Source organism: Luteimonas terricola (genome assembly GCF_004352845.1).
Lineage (GTDB): Bacteria > Pseudomonadota > Gammaproteobacteria > Xanthomonadales > Xanthomonadaceae > Luteimonas > Luteimonas terricola.
In genome coordinates, this window is sequence record NZ_SJRX01000002.1 from 548052 (window position 1) to 574084 (window position 26033).

The following is a 26033-nucleotide window of genomic DNA, read 5'->3' on the forward strand; positions in this document are numbered from 1 at the left end:
TCAGCGCGCGATGACGCGCGCGCCACGCAGGCCGGGAACGCCGTCGACCACGTCGGTCCAGACCACGTGTGCGATGCCACCGGCCACCGCCAGCTGCGGGAAGCCGGTGCCGCGGCCGCGCCCGGCCAGCGTGGCGACCTGCAGGCGCTGGTGTTCGGTGGCAAGGTCGGGCGAGCGCCGCGACAGCCAGAGCGACTGTCCACCCTGGTCTTCGCGCAGCCACAGCACCCAGGCCTGGCCGTCGGCCAGCGCCACGGTCACCCGGCCCTGCACGGCGTCACCGATGTCGATCGACACCGGTGCCGCGAAGCTGTCGCCGGCATCCGCGCTGTATGCGGCGCGCACTTCGGGTTCGCCCCCGGCGGCGGTGTACCAGGCGATCACGGCGCCCTCGCCCTCGGCGGCCACCGCCGGTCCGTTGACGGGGCAGGCGGGCATCAGCCAGCCGTCGGCATGCACCGGCCGCGGCGTGGTCCAGGCCTCGCCATCCAGGCGGGTGGCGAGGATGTCGCGGATCTCGCCTCCGGTCCGGCCGCGGTAGACCAGCAGCGGCCCGCGCGCGGTGACGGCGGCGCTGGTCTGGCAGCAGTCGCAGACGCTGGCGTCGATCTCGACGTCGGCGCCGCGGCGCAGGGCGCCATCGAAGTGCGCCGCACGCAGGGTCATCGCGCCCGCGGCGGCATGCCCGCCATGCGCATCGTCTCCGTCATGCGCGCCCGCCGTGTTCCTGCCGTCCAGCCAGGCGATACCGAGCCCGCCCTGCGCCGCGGGCCACATCGAGACGAAGCCGTGCTCGGTCTGCGTACCGTCGTCGTGCGGGCTGACCGGGGTGCTCCAGCGCCGGCCGCCGTCGCCAGACATGGCCAGCATGACGTCGTAGGCATAGGGCGCATCGCCGTTCTTCTGCAGCCAGTGCGCCCAGAGCGCGCCGTCGGGCGTGGCCATGACGTGCGGCGTGTCGGCCCAGTTCACGACCATGCTGTTGCCGACCGCGATCGTGACCGGTGCCGTCTCCCAGCGCGCGCCGGCCACGTCGTAGCTGGAGAACTGCAGCACGTGGCGGCGCCCGGCCTGCGAGTTCGTCCAGGCCAGCAGCAGCTGGCGCCCCTGGACCCCGACCAGGTCGGGCAGCGCGGACCCGGGAAGCATTGCGGGCAGCGGCCAGTCCTCGACCACGCGCTCGGCGGCGGGATCGACGCTGGCGGCCGCGACGGGCACGGGGGCCGGTGCCTCGCCGCCGCAGCCGGTGGCGAGGCCCAGCACGGCAAGGGCAAGGATGGCGGTGCGCATGGCGCCAGCGTACCGTAGGCCCAGCCCATGTTCACCACCGTCGCCACCTATATCGATCCGATCGAAGCCCAGCTCGCGTCCGGCCTGCTGCAGGCCGAGGGCATCCCGGCGCGCCTGGACGACATCGGCACCGCGATCGCCAACTGGGAGTGGCGGCTGGCGATCGGCGGCGTGCGCCTGCGGGTGCCGGACGCGCAGGCCGTGCACGCGCGACGCGTGCTGGCGGCGCTGGAGGCGGGTGAGTACGCGCTCGACGAGGAGGCGCTGTCCGGTGAATGCGACGACGGCATCGGCGATGCCCGACGCGAGGCCGGCGCGCTGCAGCCGCCGGACCGCGAAAGCCTCTCCAGCCGCATCGCCTGGGCGGCGCTGATGCTGCTCGGCCTGCCGCTGCCCTGGCGACGTCGACGCGACGACAACGCGGTCGTGCGTCGCGCCTGACCCGCGCGTGCCGCGCTGTCAACGGGTACCGCGCATCGCGGTGCGGGGCCACAATCGACGGCCCCGCGGCCCGCGCCGCACGATGCAAGACCGCTGATGCCTGACGCCAAGCCCGCGCTCGCGCGCAAGATCGCCCAGACCATCGCCGACGAGATCGGCGCACGATGCAGCCAGGTGGAAGCCGCCGTCGGCCTGCTCGACGAAGGCGCCACCGTGCCCTTCATCGCGCGCTACCGCAAGGAGGTCACCGAGGGCCTGGACGACACCCAGCTGCGCGATCTGGAAACGCGCCTGGCCTACCTGCGCGAACTCGAGGACCGGCGCGCCGCGATCCTCGCCAGCATCGACGAGCAGGGCAAGCTGACAGACGAACTGCGCGCCGACATCGAGGCCGCCGACAGCAAGGCGCGGCTGGAAGACCTGTACCTGCCCTACAAGACCAAGCGCCGCACCCGCGCCCAGATCGCGCGCGAAGCCGGGCTGGAACCGCTGGCCGACGGCCTGCTGGCAGATCCCACCCAGGTGCCCGAAGCGTTCGCCGCAGCTTTCGTCGATGTCGACAAGGGCGTCGCCGACGCCAAGGCGGCGCTGGAAGGCGCGCGCGCGATCCTGCTCGAACGCTGGGGCGAAGATGCCACCCTGGTCGGCGAGCTGCGCGAGTGGCTGTCCGCGCAGGGCGTGATCCGCTCGAAGGTCGCCGAAGGCAAGGAGGCCGCGGGCGAGAAATTCCGCGATTACTTCGACCACGCCGAGCCGCTGGCGAAGATTCCGTCGCACCGGCTGCTGGCCCTGTTCCGCGGCCGCCGCGAAGAATTCCTGCAGCTGGAACTCGATCCGGGCGCCGACGCCGAAGCCGGCAACGCCTACGCCGAGGGCCGCATCGCGCTGCACGTCGGCATCCGCGCCGCGGGCCGTCCTGCCGACGCCTGGCTGCTCAACGCCTGCCGCCTGGCCTGGCGCGCCAAGCTGCATCTGCACCTGATGCTGGATCTCTTCTCGCAGGCGCGCGAGAAGGCCGAGGCCGAGGCCATCACCGTGTTCGGCGACAACCTCGTGGACCTGATGCTGGCCGCGCCCGCCGGCCCCAGGGCCGTGCTCGGCCTCGATCCCGGCCTGCGCACCGGCGTGAAGGTCGCCGTGGTCGACGCCACCGGCAAGCTGGTCGCCACCGACACGATCTTCCCGCACGAGCCACGGCGGCAGTGGGACCCGTCGCTGGCCGCGCTGAAGAAGCTCTGCGTCGCCCACGGCGTGCAGCTGGTCGCCATCGGCAACGGCACCGCCTCGCGCGAGACCGACCGCCTGGCCGGCGACCTGCTCAAGCTCGTGCCGGAGCTCGCGATGCAGAAGATCGTGGTCAGCGAGGCCGGCGCCTCGGTGTACTCGGCATCCGAGCTTGCGGCGAAGGAGTTCCCCGGCCTCGACGTCTCGCTGCGCGGCGCGGTCTCCATCGCGCGCCGCTTGCAGGACCCGCTGGCCGAGCTGGTGAAGATCGAGCCCAAGGCGATCGGCGTCGGCCAGTACCAGCACGACGTCGACCAGTACCGGCTGGCGCGCGCGCTCGACGCGCGGGTCGAGGACTGCGTGAACGCGGTCGGCGTGCACGTGAACACCGCCTCGGGCGCGCTGCTGGCGCGGGTGGCCGGGTTGTCGACCACGGTGGCCGAGAACATCGTCATCCACCGCGACGCCAACGGCCCGTTCAAGCGCAGGAAGGACCTGCTGAAGGTGCCGCGCCTGGGCGAGAAGACCTTCGAACAGTGCGCCGGCTTCCTGCGCATCGCCGACGGCGACCAGCCGCTGGACGCCTCCGCCGTGCATCCCGAGGCCTATCCGGTGGTCGAACGCATCGTCGCCGCCACCGGCAGGCCGATCCAGGCGCTGGTCGGCGACGGCAGCTTCGTGCGCGCGCTCAAGCCGCGCGACTACGTCGACGCGCGCTTCGGCGAGCCCACCGTGCGCGACATCCTGGCCGAGCTGGAAAAACCCGGCCGCGACCCGCGCCCCGAGTTCAAGGCCGCGAAGTTCGCCGACGGCGTCGAAAGCATCAAGGACCTGCGCGAAGGCATGATCCTGGAAGGCGTGGTCAGCAACGTCGCCGCCTTCGGTGCCTTCGTCGACATCGGCGTGCACCAGGACGGCCTGGTCCACATCTCCGCGCTGTCGGACCGCTACGTGAAGGATCCGCGCGAGGTGGTGAAGGCCGGCGACATCGTCAAGGTGAAGGTGCTTGAGGTGGATGTCGCCCGCAAGCGCATCGCGCTGACGCGGCGGCTGGACGACAGCCCGGCGCCACGTGAGGCACGAGAAGACGCGCGCCGCGGCGGCGGCGGGCGCGACGTGCGCAACCGCCCCGACGGCAACCCCCGCGGCAACGGACCTGGCAATGGCCCGCGTGGCGGGCGTCCAAGCGCTGCCGGCGCACCGAAGCAGTCCGCGGCACCCGCCAACAACGCCCTGGCCGACGCCTTCGCCCGCGCCAAGCGCAGCTGACCGGCCTCGCCAGCCCCTGCCCGCCGGCTCACTTCGGGAATCCCGATGCCGCCGCGGGCCCACCAGCCCCGTCGCCGGGACGCGCTGTTCAGCCGCGCGGGGCGTTCGTCCGGATACCGCGTGGGACAATACGGCTCCATGAGCCAGCCGCATTCCCTCCCCGACAACGATCCGCGCCCGGTCCCGCCCGAGCCGCCCCTGCCCAGCGACTGCTGCGACAGCGGCTGCGATCCCTGCGTGAACGACAGCTACAGCGACGAGCTGCAGCTCTATCGCGAGCGGCTGGCCAAGTGGCTCGCGCGGCACCCGGGCGAGGCCTGAAGCCCGGACCGGATGAACTCACTGGGTCCTTTTCCGATGCGGACGGTCATCGTCGCGCTGGCGGCCCTGCTGGCATGGCTGGTCGTGCGCGCATGGGCCAGGCGCCTGCCGGATTCGCCACACGCACCCGAGCTGCGGCACAAGGTGGCGGGCGCCTGGTTCATCGATGCGCTGTTCGTCGGCCTGCTGGCGGCGCGCATCGGCTACGTGCTGCGCTGGTGGCCGGACTATGCCGCAGCGCCGAAATCGATCATCGCCATCGGCGATGGCGGCTTCCTGTGGTGGAGCGGACTGCCGGCCGCCATCGCCTTCGCATGGTGGCGCAGCCGCAGCGCCAGGGCACTGCGGCGTCCCCTTCTCGCCGGCATCGCCGCGGGCATGCTGGCCTGGCTGGCCTTCAGCGGCACCCTGGCGCTGCTCCGGAACTCGGCACCACCGCTGCCGGACTTCGAACTGGCCACGCTCGACGGCACGCCCACGACGCTTGCCGCCCACGCCGGGCAGCCCGTGGTGCTGAACATGTGGGCCACGTGGTGCCCGCCCTGCCGGCGCGAGATGCCGGTGCTCGAGGATGCGCAGGGACGCTACCCCGGCGTCGCCATCGTGCTGGTCAACCAGGGCGAAGACCGTGGCGCCATCCGCGACTACCTCGACCAGCAGGGACTCGCGTTCGAACACATGCTGCTCGATCCGCATTCGCGCACCATGCTCGACACGAACACGCGCGGACTTCCCACCACCCTGTTCTTCGATGCCGACGGACGGCTGGTGGATACGCACATGGGCGAACTGACCCGCGCCAGCCTGGCCGATACGCTGCGCCGCCGGTTCGGTGAGGTCGCGCATGGACGGCCCTGACCCGCCCGGTGTAGAACCCGGGCCTCGCAAGCCCCTCCGGGGCCGATTGGCCGGGCCGATGCGCACAGTGGACAATACGGTGGATGGAAAATACCGGTAGACCCGCCGCAACCACGCCGGACCTGAGGAAGTACGCCTGGCTGGCGATCGCCACCGCGGTGCTGACGGTCCTGCTCAAGGGCAGCGCGTGGGCCATCACCGGCTCGGTGGGCCTGCTGTCGGACGCCGCCGAGTCGATGGTCAACCTGGTGGCGGCCATCGTTGCCCTGGTCTCGCTGACCATCGCCGCCAGGCCGGCCGACGACGACCACCACTTCGGGCACAGCAAGGCGGAGTATTTCTCCGCCGCGCTGGAAGGGATCATGGTGTTCGTCGCGGCGGCCTCGATCATCTACCTGGGCATCGAGCGCCTGCTCAATCCCCGGCCGCTGGAGTCGATCGGTTTCGGCCTGGCCATTTCGATGGTGGCCGCCGTCCTCAACGGCGTCGTGGGGCGGATCCTGATCGCGGTCGGCACCCGGCACCGCTCCATCACCCTGCGCGCCGACGGCAAGCACCTGATGACCGACGTGTACACCTCGATCGGCGTGGTGGTGGGCCTGGGGCTGGCGTGGCTGACGGGCTGGAACTGGATGGATCCGGTGGTCGCGATCCTGGTGGGCGTGAACATCCTGGTCACCGGCTACCGGCTCATTTCCGAATCCACCGCCGGCCTGATGGACGTGTCGCTGTCCCCGCAGGACAACGCCAGGATCCAGGCCATCCTGGACGCCCATGCCGAGACCGGCCGGATCGAATTCCACGCGGTGCGCACCCGCGAGTCCGGGTCCCGCCAGTTCATGGAGATGCACATGCTGGTCCCCGGCGACTGGACGGTGCTGCGCGGCCATGACGCCATGGAAGACCTGGTGGAGAAAATCGTGGCCGAGTTCCCGGCCATGCGCGTGACCGGGCACCTTGAGCCGGTCTCCGACCCCCGCAGCTACGAGGACATGACCCTGTAACCGGACAGGAATATGGAGCGATTGCGGCTCAGGCGGCGCTGCTGCGCCGGCGGCGCTCCAGGTGCACCAGCAGCAGCGAGATCGCCGCCGGCGTCATGCCCGGGATGCGCTGCGCCTGGCCGATGGTCTCCGGCCGCACCTGCTCGAGCTTCTGCCGCAGTTCGGCCGAGAGGCCGCGCACGACGGCGTAGTCGAAACCCTCGCCGATGGCCGCATCCTCGCTGCGCCGCTGGCGCGCGATCTCCGCGCGCTGGCGCTCGAGGTAGCCGGAGTACTTGGCCTCGATCTCGACCTGCTCGGCCACTGCGGGATCGTCCACGGCCGGGCCGAACGAGGGCACCGCGGCCAGCTTCGCGTAGTCCAGCTCCGGGCGGCGCAGCAGGTCCAGGCCGCTGCATTCGCGATTGATGTCGATGCCCAGCGCCGCCGACGCGTCGCGGCCGATCGCGTTGTTCGGCGAAGCCCACAGCGCACCCAGGCGCGCGGCCTCGGCGGCCACGGCGTCGCGCTTGCGTGCGAAGGCATCCCAGCGCGCGTCATCGACGATGCCGAGATCACGTCCCACCGGCGTCAGCCGCAGGTCGGCATTGTCCTCGCGCAGCTGCAGGCGGTACTCGGCGCGCGAGGTGAACATGCGGTAGGGCTCGACGGTGCCGTGGGTGACGAGGTCGTCGACCAGCACGCCAATGTAGGCCTGGTCGCGACGCGGCGCCCATCCCTCCTGTCCGCGCACCAGGTGCGCGGCATTGGCACCGGCCAGCAGGCCCTGCGCCGCGGCCTCCTCGTAGCCGGTGGTGCCGTTGATCTGGCCGGCGAAGAACAGGCCAGCCACGGCCTTGGTCTCCAGCGTGGCCTTCAGGCCGCGCGGATCGAAGAAGTCGTATTCGATGGCATACCCGGGGCGGGTGATGTGCGCGCGCTCGAAGCCCTGCACCGAACGCACCAGCTCCAGCTGCACGTCGAAGGGCAGCGAGGTGGAGATGCCGTTGGGATAGATCTCGGCCACGTCCAGGCCTTCCGGCTCGACGAACACCTGGTGGCTGGCCTTCTCGGCGAAGCGCACCACCTTGTCTTCGATCGACGGGCAGTAGCGCGGTCCGGTGCCTTCGATCTGGCCGGAGTAAAGCGGCGAGCGGTGCAACGCGCCACGGATGATGTCGTGCGTGCGCTGCGTGGTCTGGGTGATCCAGCACGACACCTGGCGCGGATGGTCGGCGCGCGAACCCATGAACGAGAACACCGGGCGCGGGTCGTCGCCGGGCTGCTCGACCATCACCGAGTAATCGAGGCTGCGGCCGTCGATGCGCGGCGGCGTACCGGTCTTCAGCCGATCGACCACGAAGGGGCCGTCGCGCAGGCGCTCGGCCAGGCGCACCGACGGCGGATCGCCCATGCGGCCGCCCGCGTGCTGCGCTTCGCCGACGTGGATACGGCCGGCCAGGAAGGTGCCCGCGGTCAGCACCACCGACGGCGCGTCGAAGCGCAGTCCGGTGTTGGTGACCACGCCGCGCACGGCGCCGCCTTCGATCACCAGGTCGTCGACGGCCGCCTGGAACACGGTCAGGTCCGGCTGCGCCTCCACCGCGCGACGGATGAAGGCCCGGTACAGCGCGCGGTCGGCCTGGCAGCGCGTGGCGCGCACGGCCGGGCCCTTCGACGCGTTGAGCCGGCGCCACTGGATGCCGGCGGCATCCGCCGCGCGCGCCATGACGCCGCCCAGCGCATCGATCTCGCGCACCAGGTGCCCCTTGCCGATGCCGCCGATCGCGGGATTGCAGCTCATCGCACCGATGGTTTCGATGCTGTGCGTGAGCAGCAGCGTGCGCGCCCCTGCGCGCGCGGACGCGAGGGCCGCCTCGGTGCCGGCGTGGCCGCCGCCGATCACGATGACGTCGTGGCGATGGAAGTCGTGATGCATGTCTCGATTATCGCGCCTGGGCGCGCGTCTGCGGTGAGCGGAGGGAAGTTGGCACGCATCCTGCGTTCGATACAGGCGCACCCGGGATGGCAATCGCCTAGGGGGGCGTGGCCGGAGATTGGAACAGGGCTGGCCAAGCGCATCCCGGGGAAGCGAAGGGGCCGAACGTCGGGGGACGTTCGGCCCCGTTTTTTTGCCGCCGGCCGCATGGGCCCTGCGAAGCGGGATATGGCGCCGACCCCCGGCGGGAGCGGAACAGGGGGGATCCGGGCTCCCCCGCCGGGTGTCGACATTGGTCACCCCGGTTTACGTCGGAAAGCGACGCAACCGGTCAGTCGGTCCTAAGCTTGCGACGACTGCGCGCCCGGTGCAAGCACCAGGGCGCACATAACGAGACACGGTTCCGCCAACTAGTCTTCCTGGGTTTGCGCGCGGGACGCCGGCGAGGAGCGGCTTGCCCTGGGTGCCGGCGCAGCCCGCGGCCTCGGGGCGGCGCGCGGTGCCGGAGCCGATGCACGCGGCTGCGTTACAGGGACAGTCCGGGACGGAGCCGGACGCGCCGGAGCTACCCGCGCCGGCGTACGCATCGCGGGCGCTGGCGTCGACAGCCGCGGCCGCGTCCGGCGATCGGGTGCCGACACGCGGGCACCATCGTCGCCAACGCGCGGACTGATCGTCCGCAGACGATTGTCGGGCGGGGCGGTCCGCGGCGTGGGCATCCGACCGGCCGGTGCATTGCCGCCGCGCGGCGGCGCCGCGCCGCGGAGCCGCTGGATGTCGTCCTGCGAGCGCATCCGGTTCGGAGGCAAGGGCCTGCTCATCGGTGGCTGCGTGACGTCGGGCCGATCATGATCGTCGCGCGGCGGGCGCGGCGGGCGCGGACGATGCGGCGGACGGTGCCCATACCCGGGCCGGCCGTACCAGTAGGAGCCGCCGTACCACGGACGGCCGTAGTATCCGCCGCCGCCGTACCCGAGCCCACGGTAGTAACCAGGCCCGCCATAGCGGCCGTAGCCGTAGCCGTAGCCGTAGCCGTAGCCACCATAGCCGTAGGGCGAGTAGCCGTAGGGCGAATAGTAGTAATCGCCATAGGCCCCATGGGACGAGGCGTTGCCGTAGTAGTAGTCGCCGTAGCCTTGGCGGTCGTGGCTGCTGTAGCCGTAGCCCGTCGCGCAGCCTGCCAGGAAAAGGGAGGCGGCGAGGACGATGAGGATCTTGCGCATGTCGCGTCCCCCTGTGTGGGTGCCGCCCCAGAGTCGGCCATGGCCATTGAATTGGGGCTTAACCCCTTCGAAACGCGGTCCCCGCTGCTGAACCCTACCCGCAACTCCGTTAGTCTGGGGCCATGTCCGCCGCCGTGGCCAATTTCGACGACATCCTGGCCGCCGCGGCCCGGATCGCGCCGCATGCCCATGTCACCCCGGTGCTGCGCTCGGGCGGCCTCGACGCCATCGCGGGCTGCACGCTGGCCTTCAAGGGCGAGCACCTGCAGCGCACGGGCGCATTCAAGTTCCGCGGCGCCTGCAACGCCGTCTGGCGGCTGTCGGACGCCGAGGCCGCGCGCGGCGTGGTCACGCACTCCTCGGGCAACCACGGCGCGGCGCTGGCGCTGGCCGCGCGCACCCGCGACATGGCCTGCCACGTCGTGCTCCCGGCCGGCACGGTGCGGGCCAAGCTGGCCGCGATCGCCAGCCATGGCGCCGTCATGCACCGCTGCGCTCCCGGGATCACGGCGCGCGAGGCCGCCTGTGCGGAGGTACTCGCAGCCACCGGGGGGAACCTCGTCCACCCGTATGCCGACCCGGCGGTGATCGCGGGCCAGGGCACCGCGGCGCTCGAGCTGTTGGCCGCGGCAGGTCCACTGGATGCGCTGGTGGTGCCGGTGGGCGGCGGCGGCCTGGCCGCGGGCACGGCGCTGGCGCTGGCCGCCTGCGCGCCGGATTGCCGCCTGTACCTGGCCGAGCCGGCCGGCGCGGCCGAGACCCGGGATTCGCTGGCGCGCGGCGAGCGGGTCACGGATTTCACCCCCGATACGCTCTGCGATGGCCTCCGGGGAACCCTCGGCCAGCCCGGCTTCGACATCCTGCGCGCCCATGGCGCCGAGGTCCTGGTGGTGGACGACGCCGACACCGTGGCCGCGATGCGCCTGCTCTGGCAGCGGATGAAGCAGGTGGTCGAACCCTCCTCGGCCATCGTCCTGGCCGCCGTGCTCGGCAACCGCGAACGCTTTGCCGGACAGCGCGTGGGCCTGGTGCTGTCGGGCGGCAACGTCGACCTCGACGCCTTGCCGTGGGCCGCATGAGGCGGCGGCGACGCCACGCGCGGCCGCGGCGCCGGTTGCGCTGGCTGTTGTGGCTGGTGCTGCTGGTGGCGGCCTGGCTGCTGGGCGTCGCGGCGTGGATCGTGCACGTCGGCAACCGCGACCAGGCCGGGCCGGCGGACGCGATCGTGGTGCTGGGCGCGGCGGCCTACGACACCCGGCCCTCGCCGGTGTTCACCGAGCGCATCCGCCACGGCATCGACCTGTACGAGCACGGCTACGCGCCGACCCTGGTGTTCACCGGCGGCTATGGCGACGGTGCGCGATTCTCCGAGTCGCAGGTGGCGCGGAGCTTCGCTTTGCGCGAAGGCGTGCCCAACGAGGCGATCCTGATCGAGACCCTGTCGCGCACGACCCACCAGAACCTGCTGCGCGCCCGCGATGTGCTGTCCGACCACAACCTGCAGCGGGTGATCGTGGTCAGCGACCCCCTGCACATGGCGCGGGCACTGCGGCTGTGCCGCCAGCTGGGCATCGACGCCATCGGCTCGCCGACGCCGAGCTCGCGCTTCCGCAGCTTCCGGACGCAGTGGCGATTCCTCGCGCGCGAGGTGTATTTCTTCCATCGCGACCTGGTGGTGACGCCGGACTGAGGTGGTCGCGCCGCACGCCGCGTCGATCCCGGCGGTCGCCGGGGCGGAGCGGTCAGCCCTCGCTGCCCACCAGGGTCAGGCCTTCGCGCAGCAGCCAGCGCGTGGCCGCGGCACGGTCGGGCTGCGGCAGGCCGTCGAGTACGCCCACCAGCCAGCGGAAGGAGCGGCAACGCGCCTGGCGGCTGGCCTCGTCCGCGCCTTCGGATGCGAGACCGAGCATGAAGCCATCGTGCAGGAAAGTGGCGCTCACCGCCGCCGACTTCAGCACCTGGCGCGCATGTGCCGGGTCGTAGTGCTGCGGCTGGCCCTGCAGGCCGGCCACGGCGATGTCGGTGAAGGCCAGCGCGAAGCGTTCGCGGCTGGCGTCGCCCAGGCGATCGACCGCGCGCTGGAAGGCGGCGACGTCACGCGCGGCGTCGGGTTCGAAGAGCGCGCACAGGGCCGCGGACTCCGTGTCCGAGCGCGCGCTGGCGTGCACGGCCTTGAACAGGCGGTCGATGGCCGGATCCGGGGCGCGCAGGAGGACTTCGTCGCCCAGCGAAAGCACCGTGGCGGGATCGAACTGCGAGAGGTCGATCTCGTAGCGCTGCGCGGATGCGGACAGCGCCGGTGCGGCGCAGAGAATGAGCGCGCAGGCAACGGACAGGACCGGGAGGTTCGGATTCGACATGCCGCGAGTGTAGGCAGCCACGTGCGCCGCATGATGAACCGCTGCCCCGTTGCGGCGGCGGTGCGATCCGGCAGGACGGCGTTCCTGCCCGGCAGCGGCCCGGTTCCGGCCTCCGCGCCGGCGCGCGTCAGCCCCTGCGCCGCCGTACCGGAATGCCCGCTGCCGGGAAACGCGCCACGTCCTCGCCGCCTTCGCGGATCGGCTGTCCGTGGGCCGGTGCCCAGGCCAGGGCGGTGATGGTTTCCCAGGTTGCCGGCAGCAGGCCGTCGTCGCCGCGCCACGGCTCGTACGCGGCCTGGGCGGCGGCGAAGCGGCCGCGCCCGGTGAGCGCGCGACGGCGCGCGGACAGCGCATTGGTGGCACCGAGCTGGCGCAGGCCGCGCATCAGCCCGGCCATGTCGGCGTGGCCATGGACGTCGACCTCGCGGTCGAGTACCGGATCGCGGAAGCCGGCTCGCATCAGCGCATCACCGAACCCGGCGATGCCGCCGAAGGGCGAGACATGCGCCCGGTCGTCGGCGGCGGAAAAGGCGGCGCGCAGCTCGTGCAGCGTGTCGGGGCCGAAGGTCGAACACAGCAACAGGCCGCCGGGCCGCAGCACACGCCGGAAGCCGGCGAGCATCGCGTCGAGATCGTCGACCCACTGCACGCACAGGTTGCTGAAAATGAGATCGACGCTGTCGTCGGCCAGCGGCAGCGCGCGGACGTCGGCGCAGACGCGGTCGATCGGGCGCTGCAACGGGTTCCAGCCGCGCTTTGGCGCGACCTGGCGCAGCATCGGCAGGGCAAGGTCGATCGCGACCACGCGCGCCTTCGGCCAGCGCCGACGCAGCTCCACCGCCGCGGTGCCGGGGCCGCTGCCGAGGTCGACGATGTCGGCGGGCACCTGTTCACCGAGGTATTCCAGGGATTCGAACAGGCGCGACTCGACCTCGCGCTGCAGGTCGGCGGCGGCGGAATAGCTGCCGGCCGCGCGCGAGAAGGCGCGGCGGACCTGGCGGCGGTCGAAGATTTCGCCCGTGCCGCTCATGCCGTTCCTGCCGGCATGTCGGCATGCGTGCCGGCATGCGTCTTCAGGAGGAAGCCGGCGACCGCATCGGCCACCTCGTCGGCGTGGGTGAGGAACGGCGCGTGGCCACCGTGCTCGATCTGGACGAAACCGGCATCGCGCGCGTGCGCGGCGGCGGCGCGCATCGCGCGCGGATCGACCACGCGGTCGCGGCGGCCGGCGATCCACAGGCTGGGCACTTCCAGCGCCGGCAGCAGCGGCCGCTGGTCGACCGACTGCAGCAGGTCCAGGCCCTGTGCCAGCGCCTCCGCCGGCGGCTCGCCGCGCGCGAACACCTCGTTGCGCAGCGCCCGGAGCTCGCCTCGGGCGTCGTCGGAGCCGAAGGCCTCGAGCGCGATGAAGCGCTCCAGCGTGCCGTGGTAGTCCTCGCGCAGGCCGCGGGCGAAGCCGGCGAAGATCTCCGGCGACATGCCGTAGCGCGCGTCGTCACCCGTCGTCGCCGCTGTAACCGCGGCGGCTGTGGAGTCGGCGGCCGTGGGAGCGGCTACAGCCGCGATGGGGACCGGGGTCGCAGCAAGAGCTGCTCCTGCAATGGAGGATTCGCGGACGAACCGCGGCGCCGAGCACATCATCACCAGTGCCGGCACCTGCGCCGGCCGCATGGCCGCGGCGCGCAGCGCGAACATGCCGCCCAGCGACCACCCCAGCCAGGGTGCCACCGGTACCTGTGCGGCAACCGCTTCGACCACGGCGTCGGGCTCCAGCGCCACTGCGCTGTCGCGGCTGCGGCCGTGGCCCGGCAGGTCGACCAGGTGCAGTTCGAAACGGCCGGCCAGCCGCTCCGCCAGCGGCGCGAACACGCCGCCGTGCATCGCCCAGCCGTGCAGCAGCACCAGCGGCGCGCCGGCGCCGCGGACCTCGATGTGCAGGTCGGTGCTCACCCGGCCGCCGCTGTCTCGTGGCGCGGCCGGGAGGCCGGGGTGGCAGATGGCATGGCGGATATCCGGGAGCGATGCGGGGAACAGGGAAGTCTGGAAACCGCGCCGCGCACTGTCAACCGCGCGCAGCCGGCAGCGGTTGACGGCGGAATCGACCCGGTGATCGACCGGCCGCAGCCCTGGACCCATCAACCGGATCATACTGGCCCTATGATCGCCCCGGCGCCCCTCGCAATCTGGCCCCAAAGCCAAGGAGTCCAGACCGTGACCGATCGCCAGACGCTGCTGCAGCGCCGCGCAGCCGCCATTCCCCGCGGCGTGGCCACCGCCATGCCCAACTTCGCCGACCGCGCCGAGAACGCCGAGATCTGGGACACCGATGGCACGCGCTTCGTCGATTTCGCAGGCGGCATCGCGGTGCTCAACGTCGGCCACCGCCATCCGAAAGTGATGGCGGCGGTGCGCGACCAGCTGGACCGCTACACCCATACCGCCTTCCAGGTCATGGCCTACGAGCCCTACGTGGCGCTGGCCGAACGCCTGAACGCGCTGGCGCCAATCGACGGCCCGGCCAAGACCATCCTGTTCTCCACCGGCGCCGAGGCGGTGGAAAACGCGGTCAAGATCGCCCGCGCCGCGACCGGCCGCCGCGCGGTGATCGCCTTCTCCGGCGGCTTCCACGGCCGCAGCTTCATGGCGATGGCGATGACCGGCAAGACCGTGCCCTACAAGCGCGGCTTCGGCCCCCTGCCGGGCGACGTCCACCACGTCCCGTTCCCGGCCGCGCACCGCGCCGGCACGGTGGAGGAGAGCCTGGAGGCCCTGGAGAACCTGTTCCGCACCGACGTGTCGCCCGAGGACGTGGCGGCGATCGTCATCGAGCCGGTGCAGGGCGAGGGCGGTTTCCTGCCCGCGCCGACCGGGCTGATGCAGGCGCTGCGCCGGATCGCCGACGAACACGGCATCGTCCTGGTCGCCGACGAAGTGCAGACCGGCTTCGGCCGCACCGGGCGCATGTTCGGCATCGAACACAGCGGCGTCCGCCCCGACCTGATGGTCGTGGCCAAGTCGCTCGCCGGCGGCTTCCCGCTGTCGGGCGTGATCGGCCGCGCGGCGCTGATGGACGCGGCCGAGCCCGGCGGGCTGGGCGGCACCTATGCCGGCTCGCCGATCGCCTGCGCCGCCGCGCTCGCGGTGCTGGACGTCATCGAGGAAGAGGCGCTGCTCGAGCGCGCGCAGGTCCTGGGCAAGCGGGTCGAGGCGCGCCTGTCGGCCTTCGCACAGCGCGACGACCTGCGGCCCGTCGGCAACCTCCGCGGCCTGGGCTCGATGCTCGCCTTCGACCTGCTGGCGCGCCGCGGCGAGGCCGCGCCCGACCCGGCCGCGACCCGCGCGGTATTGCAGCGCGCGCATGCGCTGGGCCTGGTGCTGCTGGGCTGCGGCGGCCAGGGCGAGTCGATCCGCCTGCTGTACCCGCTGACGATTTCCGACGCCGTGTTCGACGAGGGCATGGCGCTGCTGGAACAGGCGCTGGCACCCCCGCAGCACGGCGCGGCCTGACGCGCGGGCCGGCATCGATGTCCTGCGGCTACCATGCGGCGGTGCCGCGCCTTCGATGCCGCCGATGAAACCCGGACCACGCGCGCTGGACCAGCTCAACCTCGCCCTCGACCCGGCCGCGCCGCTGAGCCTGCAGCATCAGCTGCGGCAGCAGATCGTCGATGCCATGCACCGCGCCGTGCTGCGCCCGGGGCAACGCCTGCCGTCCTCGCGCCAGCTCGCCGAACGCCTTGGCGTGTCGCGAAACACGGTCAGCCTGGCCTACGACGGTTTGCTGGCGGATGGCTACCTCTCCAGCCGCTCACGCAGCGGCGTGTACGTGGGCGCGGAGGTGGCCGGCACGCGGATCGGCGCCGGGCGGCGGCGGCGCGATCCCGCATCACCACTGGCCGCGCGACTGTCGCCGGAGCCCGAGGACACCGGCTTCCGCTGTCCGCAGCACTGGCACCGCTACCCGTTCCCGTTCATCGACGGTCGCGTCGACGCCGAACTGACCCCTGCGGCGGAGTGGGGCGAGGCCATCCGGCTGGCCGGTTCCCGCCACGAGGTGCAGCAGTGGCACCAGGAAGGCGGCGACAACGACGACCCCATGCTGGTGGAGGAGATCCGCGGCAAGATCCTGCCGATGCGCGGCATCCAGGCCGGCGCCGACGAGGTGCTGGTGACCCTGTCGAGCACGCATGCGCTGCAGATCGCCGGGGAGCTCCTGGTCCGGCGCGGCACGCCGGTGGTCCTGGAGCGCCCGGCCGACCCCGCGTTCGAGCGCCGGCTGCGCGCGCGCCATGCGGATGTGTCGATGCTCGACCCGGACTCGCACGGTCCGCTGCCACCGGGCGCCGTGGTGGTGACCAGCCGGCGGCACGGGTTTGCCTCCGGCTCGAACGACCCCGGGCGGCTGCTGGCCCGCGTCGCCGCGGCGGACGGGGTATTGATCGAACACGACGTGCCGTCCGGCGTGCAGGACACCGGTCGCATCGCCTCCGCGCTGCGCGCCTTCGACCAGGACGGCCGCGTGGTCTACGCCGGCGGGCTGGCCCCGGCGGTGTCCTACGGCGAGCCGCCGGGCATGCTGGTCGCGCCGGCGGCGCTGATCGAACGTGCGCGCGAGCTGCGCGCCCGGCAGGGCACCACGCCGCCGCGCCTGGTGCAGCGCGCCTGGGCGTACTTCATCGGGCTGGGCCACTACTCGTCCGCGCTGGTGCGTGCCGGACGCGTGCTGGCCGAGCGCCGCACCGCGCTGCGCGACGCGCTGAATCATTACCTGCACGAACGGGTCAGCATCGAGACCGCGCCCGGCGCCAGCGCCTACTGGGTCAGCGTGCCGGCCGGCATGGACGCGCGCGAACTGGCGCGCCAGGCGGCCGAGATCGGCGTGCTGGTCGAACCCGGCTGCCACCGCGACGGCCGCGAAGCGCTGTGCATGGGCGTGACCGGCATTTCCGCCGCGCGCATCCGCGAGGGCGTGCGCCACCTCGCGCGGCTGGTGCGCGGCGACCTGTCGCCGTCCTCGCGCCGGATGGAGGACGAGCCCACCGCGCCGCTGCGCGGCAAGGCGCTGCGCCGGGCGATGGCAGGCGCGTCCCTGCTCTACAGCACCGTGTATGGCGCGCCGTGCACGCTGGAGATCAACGCCGATGGCGACCTGGCCGGCACCGCCGGCTATGCCGGCGAGGACTGCGACCGCGGCCACTGGTGGATCGAAGACGATCGCTGGTACCGGCAGTGGCGGCAGTGGGCCTACGGCGAGGCGACCGGCTACTCGGTGGTGGTCGACGGCGACCAGGTGCGCTTCTTCGGCGAGGACGGGTTCCTCGCCGATACCGCGGTGCTGACGCGCTGGCCCTCCACGCGTCGCGGCCGGTAGACCGCTTCCGGCGTCACTGGCACAGGCTGCGGATGCCGTGCGCGGCCACGGCCGCGTCCATCCACAGGTAGGTGTCGTCGTCGGAGAAGTAGTAGTAGGCGCTGCGATTGGGCAGGATCAGCACGGTGATACCGCCGTAGCCGGACATCATCGGGATCCACAGCTCACCGCTGCAGCCGGCCATCCGGCCGCCCACGTCATGCGCCCAGAAGCCGTTGTTGTAGCGATAGCCGGCGAGCGGGGCCAGGCCGCGATCGCTGGGGTCGCGCTGCAGGGCGGCATCGAGCTGGCCCTGGTGCAGGACGGTCTGCGACTGGCTGCCGGTGGCGAGGAAGTCGGCGATCCTGGCCACGTCGTTGCGCGTCCACATCAGTCCCCAACCGGTGAAGGGCTGGATCGCGGAATCGTAGGTACGGCGGGTGAAATCGGCGGTGCGGCTCACGCCCAGCGGCAGCAGCACGTCACCGAGCATGGTGTCCGCGTAGATGTCGGCGCCCGCGCCTTCCAGCGCCTTCAGGCGTGCGTTCATCGCGGTGCCGAGGATGTAGGTGTCGGAGCTGTGGTAGACCCAGCGGCTGCCCGGCGCCGCCTTGCGGCTGTAGTTGCTGCAGCTGTAGTCGATCTTCGCCGCGTGGGTCTCGGCGAGGAACAGGCCGTTGGTGTGGGTCGCGCCCTCGTCGCTCATGTAGCCCGCAAGGGCGTAGTTGCCGGTGGTCATGTCGAGCGCGTTGCCGAACGTCACGTCGTTCCAGTTGCCGTTCGCGGCGCAGGCCGGGACGTGGTGGCCGATGACCTGGTCGAAGGTCCCCGGATGGCTGGCCTCCAGGCGCATCATCGCCAGCCCCGCGAACACGCTCTTGGCGGCCGAGTACGACGGCACGACCAGCGACTCGCAGTAGGGATACGCGCCGCGCCGGGTGGTGCAGCCGCCGCTGTAGTGGATGCCGTCGATGACGAAGCCGACCAGCGACACGTGCTGCGGGTCCTTGCCGTTGGGCGCGGCGAACTTCGCCGGATCGGTGCCCGGGTAGTCCTGGGCCAGCGCGGACAGCGGCCGGACCGGCATGCGGCCGGCGACTTCGGCCTGGTGGTCGGCGACCACGCTGGCCGCGCCGGCAACCGCGGCCGGCGTGTAGTCGCCGGCCAGCAGCCCCCACATGTCGACCTTGAAGTACAGGCAGGTCTCCGAGGCGATCTGGTAGGCCACGTTCGATACCGCGCCGTCATCCCGGAACAGGAACGTGAGCACGCCGTTGTGCATGCAGTTGGCGTTTTTCTGCTGCAGCGCGAAAGGAAGTGCCACGCGGCTGTAACCGTTGTCGCCGGCCTCGTCCCACGCCCGCCCCGGGGACAGCACGTATTCCCAGTGGGGATGGCTGCCGGGCACCGAGTCGCGCCGCACCGGGACGATGTGGCTGCCGGTCTGCACCAGCTCGAAGTCGAATTCCGGCAGATGCTTGAGCGGACTGTCCTGGCTGCCGGTATAACGGAAGCTGTCCACATGTTCGGCAAAACCGCCGCCGGTGGCCTCGCCTGACAGCGTGAGCCGACCCGCGAAGGTATTGCCCGGCGTCGCCGCGCCCGCGGGCAGCGCGTAATGGATGTAATCGAGCAGCGCGCCGGGGTCGGCGCCGTCCATCAACGTGGCGAAGCCGAGCTGGCTGCGGACCACGTTGCCGTTGCCGGGCAGCGGATCGAAATCATCGCCGCCGTCGGGCTCCGTGATGCCGGTGCCGGACAGCGCGATGCCGACCTGGGCCTGATCGGGGTCGTTCGAAGCGATGGCCAGCGTGCCCGAGAAGCCGCCGGCAGCCGTCGGTGCGAAGCGCAGCTGGACCTGGCAGCTCGCGCCTGGCGCCACGGTGCCGCAGTCGTGTCCGGTGATGCTGAAGGGCGCGGCGGGCGCGGCGACCTGCGAGACCACCAGCGGCGCAGTGCCGGCGTTGGCGACGGTCGCCACCAGGCTGCCACTCCCGCCGACCGCGACGCTGCCGAAGCCCAGGCTCGCCGGCACCACGATGTCCGGCCCGGTGGCCGCGCCACCGGTGCCGCTGACCACGACCGAGTGCCCGTAGCAGTAGTCGCCGGTGGTGGCGCCGCTGCCGCGGAGGCGCAGCAGCACCTGCGCGTTGTTGTCGATGCCGGCGGGCGAGGCGCCCGCAGTGTGCGGGGTGCCGTTGTCCTGGCCGTTGCCCAGGGTCAGCACCGCGGTCCAGCTGCCGCCGCCGTCGGTGGAGACCTCGGCGTAGCAGAAGTCGTTGTTTTCGAGTGAACCGGCCGACATCGTGAACTCCGCCACCACCGCGCTGTAGCCGGCGGTGGAAACCGCGCGGGTCGCGCTGGCCGGACCGCGCAGCCGCAGCGTGCCCTGGTGGGCGTCGACGCTGCCGCTGGTGGTCCAGCCGGCGATGCCGCCCGCGAAGTCGACGGAGAACACGGTGCTCGCACGCGCCGTGGCGGACAGCGCCAACCCCAACGCCAGCGACACCACGATCGAACCCACGAAAACAGGCAGCTTCATGCCGACGCACCTCTTGGCCTGGAAAGGCGATCACCGCACGCTGCGCCATGCACGCCGGTCGGCGATAGCGCCAATCCGGGGCCTTCGATGGGGCCAGAACCGGACCGGGCCGCGACCCTGGCCACCCCACGGCGCCGCAGAGCCAGCCGCGAGGTGCACACGCACTGGCACCATCCAGGCCTGCCGACTGGCACTAATCGGCTCGCGCCGCTGCCCCTACCGTCGGCCTCGTGCACATCGAACAGGATCACGCCTTGGTCAACAGCAACACTCCTGCCGGGTTCGGGATCGCCGGCCTCCAGCTGGACCTCGCGCCGGGCGACAACCTGGCGCGGATCGCGACAGAGGTGTCCCAGGTCGCCAGGCGCTTCCCCTGGGTGAAGATGGTGCTGCTGGGCGAACTGGGCTGCTTTGGCGCCAACACCAGCCACGCGCAGTGCCTGCCCGGCGACGCCGAAGAAGCCCTGCGCAACATCGCCCGCGACAGCGGCCTGTGGCTGGTCCCCGGCTCGCTGTACGAGCGCGACGGCGACAGGGTCTACAACACCACGCCGGTGATCGATCCCGAAGGCAACATCGTCGCCCGCTACCGCAAGATGTTCCCGTTCCTGCCCTACGAGCGCGACGTGGCGCCGGGCAGCGAGTTCGTGGTGTTCGACGTGCCCGGCGCGGGCCGTTTCGGCGTGTCGATCTGCTACGACATGTGGTTCCCGGAAACCACGCGCTCGCTGGCGGCCATGGGCGCGGAAGTGATCCTGCACCCGACGCTGACCAACACCATCGACCGCGAGGCGGAACTCGCGATCGCCCGCGCCAGCGCCACCACCAACCAGTGCTACTTCGTCGACATCAACGTCGCCGGCGCGCTCGGCGTCGGCCGCTCGCTGGTCTGCGGGCCCGGCGGCGAGGTGATCCACCAGGCCGGCAGCGGCCGCGAAGTGATCGCGTTCGAAGTCGACTTCGCCCACGTGCGCCGCTGCCGCGAGCGCGGCTGGCAAGGCCTCGGGCAGCCGCTGAAGAGCTTCCGCGACAGCACCGTCACGTTTCCCGCCTACAACGCCGCGCCGGCGCCCTCGACCGCACTGGATGCGCTCGGGCCGCTGCGGCTGCCCGGCGCCGGATAAGTCCGCGACACATCCGCCACATTTCGATTTTTTGCCTGGGGAGGCCGAGAACATGAACGCACCGAACGCACGCAAGACTCCGCACCACCATCGCCCCCGCTGTTCGCCGCTCGCCGTCGCGATCATGGCCGGACTGCTGGCAGCACCGGCATTCGCGCAGGAGGCCGCGTCCACCGACGCGCCGGCCAGCCAGCCGACCGAACTCGACACCATCGTGGTGACCGCGCAGGGCCGCGAGCAGGACATCATCGCGGTGCCGTACAACATCAGCGTGGTCTCCGGCGAGGCGATCGAGCAGCAGAACATCCTCGATACCGCCGAGCTGATGCGCGGCGTCGCCGGCGTGGGCGTGGTGGACCGCGGCGCGCGCAACTCCAGCGTGGTCAGCGGCATCCGCATCCGCGGCCTCAACGTCGACAGCTCTGCGCTGGGTGACTACGCGGTCTCGGCGATGTCGACGGTGGCCACCTATGTCGACAAGACCCCGCTGTTCGCCAACTTCCTGCTCTCCGACATCGACCGCGTGGAAGTGCTGCGCGGGCCGCAGGGCACGCTGTACGGCTCCGGCGCGCTGGGCGGCGCGGTGCGCTTCCTGCTGCGCCAGCCCGAACTCGATGCCTGGGACGCGCGCGTGGGCTTCAGCGCATCGAGCGTCGACGGTTCCAGCGGCATCGGCCTGTCGGGCACGGGTACCCTGAACATCCCGGTGGCCGAGACCGTGGCCCTGCGCCTGAACGTCACCAGCAACGACTTCGCGGGCGTCACCGACTACCGCAACGTCTACCGCCTCGACGGCGACGGCATCCCGACCGCCCCGGACGGCGTCCTGGCGCCGACGGCGGAGTACGAGAACGCCCGCGACGCCGACACCGTGCGCCAGAACTACGGCCGCGCCTCGCTGCTGTGGAAGCCCAGCGACACCTTCGACCTGACGCTCAGCTACATGGCCCAGGCCGACCGCTTTGGCGGCCGCCGCGGCACCAGCCTCGGCAACGACGGCTGGGGCGAGCCCTATGGCGACCTCGAAATCGGCTCGGTGCAGCGCGAACCGTCGGCGCGCCACGTCAACCTCGCAAGCCTGGAGGCCAACGTCGACCTCGGCTTCGCCACGCTCACCTCCAGCACCTCGTCCTACAACCACGAGGGCGACATCACCAGCGAGAACACCGGCTTCTACGCCCAGAACGGCTGGCTCGGCTTCTACTACAACTACCCGCGGCCGCTGGCTTCGGCCGAGCGCGGCTACGGCGAGAAGGCCTTCACCCAGGAGCTGCGCCTGATTTCCAAGACCGAAGGCCGGTTCGACTACGTGCTCGGTGCCTACTACCAGGACCAGGATCGCTACGCGACCCAGGTGAGCTACCTGCGCGGCTTCAAGCGCTGGTGGGACGCCGCCTTCCCCGGCTTCGAGGACGCGGTGATCAGCGACGTCGACTACGACTACCGCCAGGCCGAGAACTTCCAGGAGACCGCGGTGTACGGCGAGCTCACCTGGCACGCCACCGACAGCCTGCAGTTCACCGGCGGCTTCCGCCACTTCCGCCACGAGGCGGAGACCGATGTCGCGCAGACCACCAGCAACTGGGCATCGTTCGCCGACAGCTCGCAGTCGCACGGCGAGGAAACCGACACCCGCACCCTGTTCAAGGGCAACGTGTCCTGGTTCTTCTCGCCGCACAGCCAGCTCTACGCCACGGTCTCGGAGGGCTACCGCCGCGGCGGCACCAACGGGACGCCGACCACCGGCAACTTCGCCGAGGATCCGGCCTGGACCACCTACAGGTCCGACACCGTGCGCAACCACGAGCTGGGCTTCAAGGGACGCGTCGGCCGGATGAGCTACAACGCCAACGTGTTCTACGTCGACTGGAAGGACCCGCAGGTCAACAGCTCGACCACGTGGTGGGGCTTCTTCGCGGTGCAGAACGCCGAGAAGGCGAGCACCCGCGGCGTGGAGCTGGAGCTGGCCGGCGGCATCGGCGAGGGCTTCAACTACAACCTGGGTTACACGTATACCAAGGCGCAGCTGGAAGCCGATGCCATCGCCGTCGACGGCGCCTACCTCTACGGCTACAAGGGCGACCCGCTGCCCGGCGTGTCCGAGCACCGCTTCAACGCCGGCGGCAGCTACGGCATCCCGGTTGGCCGCGGCCTGGTGACGCTCCGCGGCGACGCCTATTACCAGTCGGAGTCCGAGAACGCGCTCAGCCTCAACCCGAAGTTCCAGCGCACGCTGGACGGCTTCCCGATCTTCAACGCATCGGCCACGTACAGCATCGACAGCTGGGACCTGACGCTGTGGGTGAAGAACCTGGCCAACGAGGAAGGCATCAGCGGCATCTACACCGAGGAGTACATGGGCACCGCGCCGGGCGAAGGCTATTTCGGCAACGGCTCCAAGGCGCTGGTCGCGCTGCCGCGTACCGTGGGCGTGACGGTCGGCTACCGTTTCTGACATGGGGGAACGCCGGCAGGACGTAGCGATGGGCGATGCCGCGGCCGAAGCGCTGCGGCGGATCGACGCACACCATCGTGCGGGCGATGCCGGCGCGTGCATCACGGAGATGCACGCGCTGGCGGCCGGGGCCGGCGAACAGCCAGATGTGCTGCAGGAACTCGGTCTGCGCTACACCCTGCTCGGCCTGTTCCAAGAGGCCGAGCGCTGCTATGCGACCGCGCTTGCGCGGCGCCCCGACGACCCGTCCTGCCTCTACAACCACGCGACCACGCTGATCGCGCTGGGCCGCCTGGACGAGGCGGAGGCGGCGCTGGACCGGGTGATCGCACTGGCGCCCGGCGACGGCGACGCCTGGTACAACCGCTCCACGCTGCGCCGGCAGACACCGGCACGCAACCATGTCGCGGCGCTCGAGGCCCGGATCGCACGGCTGCCGGAGGCGGATCCCGCGCTCGTGCCGCTGTGCCACGCACTGGCCAAGGAGCGCGAGGACCTGGGCGAACACGCCGCTTCTTTCACCTCGCTCAAGCGCGGCGCCGACGCACGCCGGCGCCGGCTGCAGTACCGCGTCGAGGACGACCTCGACACCATGCGGCTGATCGCCGACACCTTCGACGCCGGGTTCTTCGCGCGCCGGCACGCCGGGCACGACGACGCCCGGCCGCTGTTCGTGGTCGGCCTGCCGCGCAGCGGCACCACCCTGGTCGACCGCACCCTCGGCTCGCACCACGCGGTCACCAGTCGCGGTGAAAGCGCCGACCTGGCGCAGGCGGTCGTGCGCCTGGCAGGGCCGGCCAGCGGCAAGGCCGACCTGGTGCGGCGCACGGCAGGGATGGATTTCGCCGCGCTGGGCCGCGCGTACTGCGGCACGCTGCCGGCCGGCGGCCACGCGCGCGTGATCGACAAGACGCCGGGCAACGTCCTCTACCTCGGGCTGATCGCCGCGGCCTTGCCGCAGGCGCGCATCATCCACCTGCGGCGCAACCCGATGGACGCCTGCTACGCCATGTACAAGACGCTGTTCCGCATGGCCTATCCGTTTTCCTACGACCTCGACGACCTCGGGCGCTACTGGCTCGGCCACGACGCGCTGATGGCGCACTGGCGGCGCGTGCTGCCCGCCGACCGCTTCCTGGAAGTGGATTACGAAGACCTGGTGGCCGACCACGAGGGCGTGAGCCGCCGCCTGGTCGCCCACGCGGACCTTGCCTGGGACGACGCCTGCCTGGCCTTCGACCGCAATCCGCAGCCGACGCTGACCGCCAGCGCGGCGCAGGTGCGGCAGCCGGTCTACCGCAGCTCGGTCGGGCTGTGGCGCAACCACGAACGCGAACTCGCACCGCTGATGCGCCGCTTCGAAGCGGCCGGCGTGCCGATCGAAGGACACGCGTTCGACGACCGCTCGCTCGACGACCACAAGGCTCCCGCCGCATGACCGCCACCGCGAACGCACCCGCCCTCGACGCCGCCGTGGTGCAGGCCCCCGCCGCGCAGGCCCCGGACCGGCTCTGGCTGTACGCGCTGCTGGCGCTGGTGGCCACCGCCGGTTTCTTCTACGTCAACATCATGTCGGCGATCGTCGACGGCCTGATCACCGGCCTCGGCTTCAGCAACGCGCAGGCCGGCACCGTTGGCGCCGCCAACATCTACGGCGCCAGCGTCGGCAGCTTCGTGGCCGTGCTGCTGGTGCGGCGCGTGCGCTGGCGGCCGACGCTGTTCGCGCTGCTGTCGCTGCTGCTGCTGCTCGACCTGGGTTCGCTGGCGATCCACGCCGCCGGCCCGCTCACCGCGATGCGCGCGCTGCACGGGCTGGTCGGCGGCATGGCGGTCGGCGTGGTCTATTCGGTGATGGCGAGGACGCACTCGCCGGATCGGGCGTTCGGCATGCTGTTGCTGCTGCAGTTCGGCCTCGGCGGGCTGGGGGTGATGTTCCTGCCCACGCTGGTGCCCGAGTTCGGCGCGCGGATCCTGTTCCTGGCGCTGGCGGCACTGACCGCCTGCGCGCTGGTGGCGATCTTCGCGATTCCGCATCTCGCCGACGCGCGTCCGGCCACCGACGGCGCCGTGGCGCAGCGGATGTCGACGACCGCACGCAACACGGCCGTGCTGGCACTGCTCGCGCTGTTCCTGTTCCAGGCCGGCAACATGGCGCTGTCGGCCTTCATCATCCGCCTCGGCGAACACTACGAGCTTGGCCGCGGCTTCATCGGCCAGGCCCTGGGCTGGGCGACGTGGGTCGGCGCCGCGGGCGCGGGCCTGGTGATCTTCATGGGCACCCGCTTCGGCCGCCTGCGCCCGATGCTGGTGGCGATGCTGCTCACCCTGGCCGGCACCGCCGGATTCTTCTGGAGCGGCAGCCAGCCGGTGTTCTTCATCGCCAACGTCGGCACCGCGGTCACCTGGTCGTTCGTGGTGCCGTACCTGTTCGGCATGCTGTCGCGGCTGGACCTGTCCGGCCGGCTGGCGACGCTGGGCGGCTTCATGTCCAAGCTCGGCCTCGCCTCCGGCCCCATGGCGGCCGGCCTGCTGCTGCACGACGACGATTTTCCCCTGCTGATCGCGGCGGCGATCGTGGCGCTGGCGCTGTCCGGCGTGGCGATGCTGGCCGCCGCAAGGCGCATCGATCGGCTGGAACCCCGGACATGAGCACG

General features: G+C 71.6%; 20 protein-coding genes. 13 read left to right on the top strand and 7 right to left on the bottom strand.

Going from position 1 to position 26033, the window contains the following annotated elements; genetic code table 11:
• Window positions 1-1290: a sialidase family protein gene (locus tag E2169_RS07275; protein WP_132985933.1), complete on the bottom strand. Its 1290-nt coding sequence runs from the start codon at window positions 1288-1290 to the stop codon at window positions 1-3.
• Window positions 1291-1317: 27 nt separating this feature from the next.
• Between E2169_RS07275 and E2169_RS07280 the strand changes: the two genes are divergently transcribed.
• The 5 genes from E2169_RS07280 (at window position 1318) to E2169_RS07300 (ending at window position 6407) form a co-directional block, all read left to right on the top strand.
• Window positions 1318-1731: a putative signal transducing protein gene (locus tag E2169_RS07280; protein WP_132985934.1), complete on the top strand. Its 414-nt coding sequence runs from the start codon at window positions 1318-1320 to the stop codon at window positions 1729-1731.
• Between the two features lie 96 nt (window positions 1732-1827).
• Window positions 1828-4224 carry a Tex family protein gene (locus E2169_RS07285; protein ID WP_132985935.1) on the top strand — a complete coding sequence of 799 codons (2397 nt, stop codon included), beginning with the start codon at window positions 1828-1830 and terminating at the stop codon, window positions 4222-4224.
• 138 nt (window positions 4225-4362) lie between these two features.
• A complete protein-coding gene (locus tag E2169_RS07290; protein WP_132985936.1) occupies window positions 4363-4545 on the top strand; it encodes an oxidoreductase-like domain-containing protein in 183 nt (60 codons plus the stop codon).
• A gap of 36 nt (window positions 4546-4581) precedes the next feature.
• Window positions 4582-5403, top strand: a complete 822-nt coding sequence (locus E2169_RS07295) for a TlpA disulfide reductase family protein (protein ID WP_229659074.1) — start codon at window positions 4582-4584, stop codon at window positions 5401-5403.
• Window positions 5404-5486: 83 nt separating this feature from the next.
• Window positions 5487-6407, top strand: coding sequence for a cation diffusion facilitator family transporter (locus tag E2169_RS07300; RefSeq protein ID WP_132985938.1), 921 nt, complete (start codon window positions 5487-5489; stop codon window positions 6405-6407).
• A gap of 28 nt (window positions 6408-6435) precedes the next feature.
• Here the strand turns inward: E2169_RS07300 and mnmG are convergent, their stop codons facing one another.
• Entirely contained in the window at window positions 6436-8325 is a 1890-nt protein-coding gene (gene mnmG / locus E2169_RS07305; RefSeq protein ID WP_132985939.1) for a tRNA uridine-5-carboxymethylaminomethyl(34) synthesis enzyme MnmG, read from the bottom strand.
• Window positions 8326-8735: 410 nt separating this feature from the next.
• Window positions 8736-9548, bottom strand: a complete 813-nt coding sequence (locus E2169_RS07310) for a hypothetical protein (protein WP_132985940.1) — start codon at window positions 9546-9548, stop codon at window positions 8736-8738.
• Between the two features lie 122 nt (window positions 9549-9670).
• On the opposite strand from E2169_RS07310, the gene E2169_RS07315 reads away from it, so the two are divergent.
• On the top strand, window positions 9671-10627 hold the full coding sequence (locus tag E2169_RS07315) for a pyridoxal-phosphate dependent enzyme (RefSeq protein ID WP_132985941.1): 957 nt from the start codon (window positions 9671-9673) through the stop codon (window positions 10625-10627).
• On the top strand, window positions 10624-11238 hold the full coding sequence (locus tag E2169_RS07320; protein ID WP_132985942.1) for a YdcF family protein: 615 nt from the start codon (window positions 10624-10626) through the stop codon (window positions 11236-11238). Before E2169_RS07315 ends, E2169_RS07320 begins: the two co-directional genes overlap by 4 nt.
• Window positions 11239-11290: 52 nt before the next feature.
• Here E2169_RS07320 and E2169_RS07325 read toward each other — a convergent pair whose 3' ends face one another.
• From E2169_RS07325 to E2169_RS07335, 3 genes are all read right to left on the bottom strand, one after another.
• Window positions 11291-11908, bottom strand: a complete 618-nt coding sequence (locus tag E2169_RS07325) for a hypothetical protein (RefSeq protein WP_132985943.1) — start codon at window positions 11906-11908, stop codon at window positions 11291-11293.
• Window positions 11909-12035: 127 nt separating this feature from the next.
• Entirely contained in the window at window positions 12036-12938 is a 903-nt protein-coding gene (bioC, locus tag E2169_RS07330; RefSeq protein WP_132985944.1) for a malonyl-ACP O-methyltransferase BioC, read from the bottom strand.
• Window positions 12935-13846: an alpha/beta fold hydrolase gene (locus tag E2169_RS07335; RefSeq protein ID WP_132986021.1), complete on the bottom strand. Its 912-nt coding sequence runs from the start codon at window positions 13844-13846 to the stop codon at window positions 12935-12937. Before E2169_RS07335 ends, bioC begins: the two co-directional genes overlap by 4 nt.
• A gap of 273 nt (window positions 13847-14119) precedes the next feature.
• On the opposite strand from E2169_RS07335, the gene gabT reads away from it, so the two are divergent.
• Window positions 14120-15415: a 4-aminobutyrate--2-oxoglutarate transaminase gene (gabT, locus tag E2169_RS07340; protein WP_229659073.1), complete on the top strand. Its 1296-nt coding sequence runs from the start codon at window positions 14120-14122 to the stop codon at window positions 15413-15415.
• Window positions 15416-15479: 64 nt separating this feature from the next.
• Window positions 15480-17279 carry an aminotransferase-like domain-containing protein gene (locus tag E2169_RS07345; RefSeq protein WP_165942357.1) on the top strand — a complete coding sequence of 600 codons (1800 nt, stop codon included), beginning with the start codon at window positions 15480-15482 and terminating at the stop codon, window positions 17277-17279.
• 13 nt (window positions 17280-17292) lie between these two features.
• On the opposite strand, the gene E2169_RS07350 is transcribed toward E2169_RS07345, so the two are convergent.
• Window positions 17293-19800: a choice-of-anchor D domain-containing protein gene (locus E2169_RS07350; RefSeq protein WP_132985947.1), complete on the bottom strand. Its 2508-nt coding sequence runs from the start codon at window positions 19798-19800 to the stop codon at window positions 17293-17295.
• 254 nt (window positions 19801-20054) lie between these two features.
• Between E2169_RS07350 and E2169_RS07355 the strand changes: the two genes are divergently transcribed.
• From E2169_RS07355 to E2169_RS07370, 4 genes are read left to right on the top strand one after another with little or no spacing between them, the layout of a single operon-like run.
• Window positions 20055-20924 carry a carbon-nitrogen hydrolase family protein gene (locus tag E2169_RS07355; protein WP_132985948.1) on the top strand — a complete coding sequence of 290 codons (870 nt, stop codon included), beginning with the start codon at window positions 20055-20057 and terminating at the stop codon, window positions 20922-20924.
• 52 nt (window positions 20925-20976) lie between these two features.
• Entirely contained in the window at window positions 20977-23379 is a 2403-nt protein-coding gene (locus E2169_RS07360) for a TonB-dependent receptor (protein ID WP_207918370.1), read from the top strand.
• 28 nt (window positions 23380-23407) lie between these two features.
• Window positions 23408-24817 (top strand): tetratricopeptide repeat-containing sulfotransferase family protein, encoded by a 1410-nt coding sequence (locus E2169_RS07365; RefSeq protein ID WP_165942358.1) that lies wholly within the window; start codon window positions 23408-23410, stop codon window positions 24815-24817.
• Window positions 24814-26028 (top strand): MFS transporter, encoded by a 1215-nt coding sequence (locus E2169_RS07370; RefSeq protein ID WP_132985950.1) that lies wholly within the window; start codon window positions 24814-24816, stop codon window positions 26026-26028. The genes E2169_RS07365 and E2169_RS07370 overlap by 4 nt, the downstream gene beginning before the upstream one ends.
• Window positions 26029-26033 lie beyond the last annotated feature (5 nt).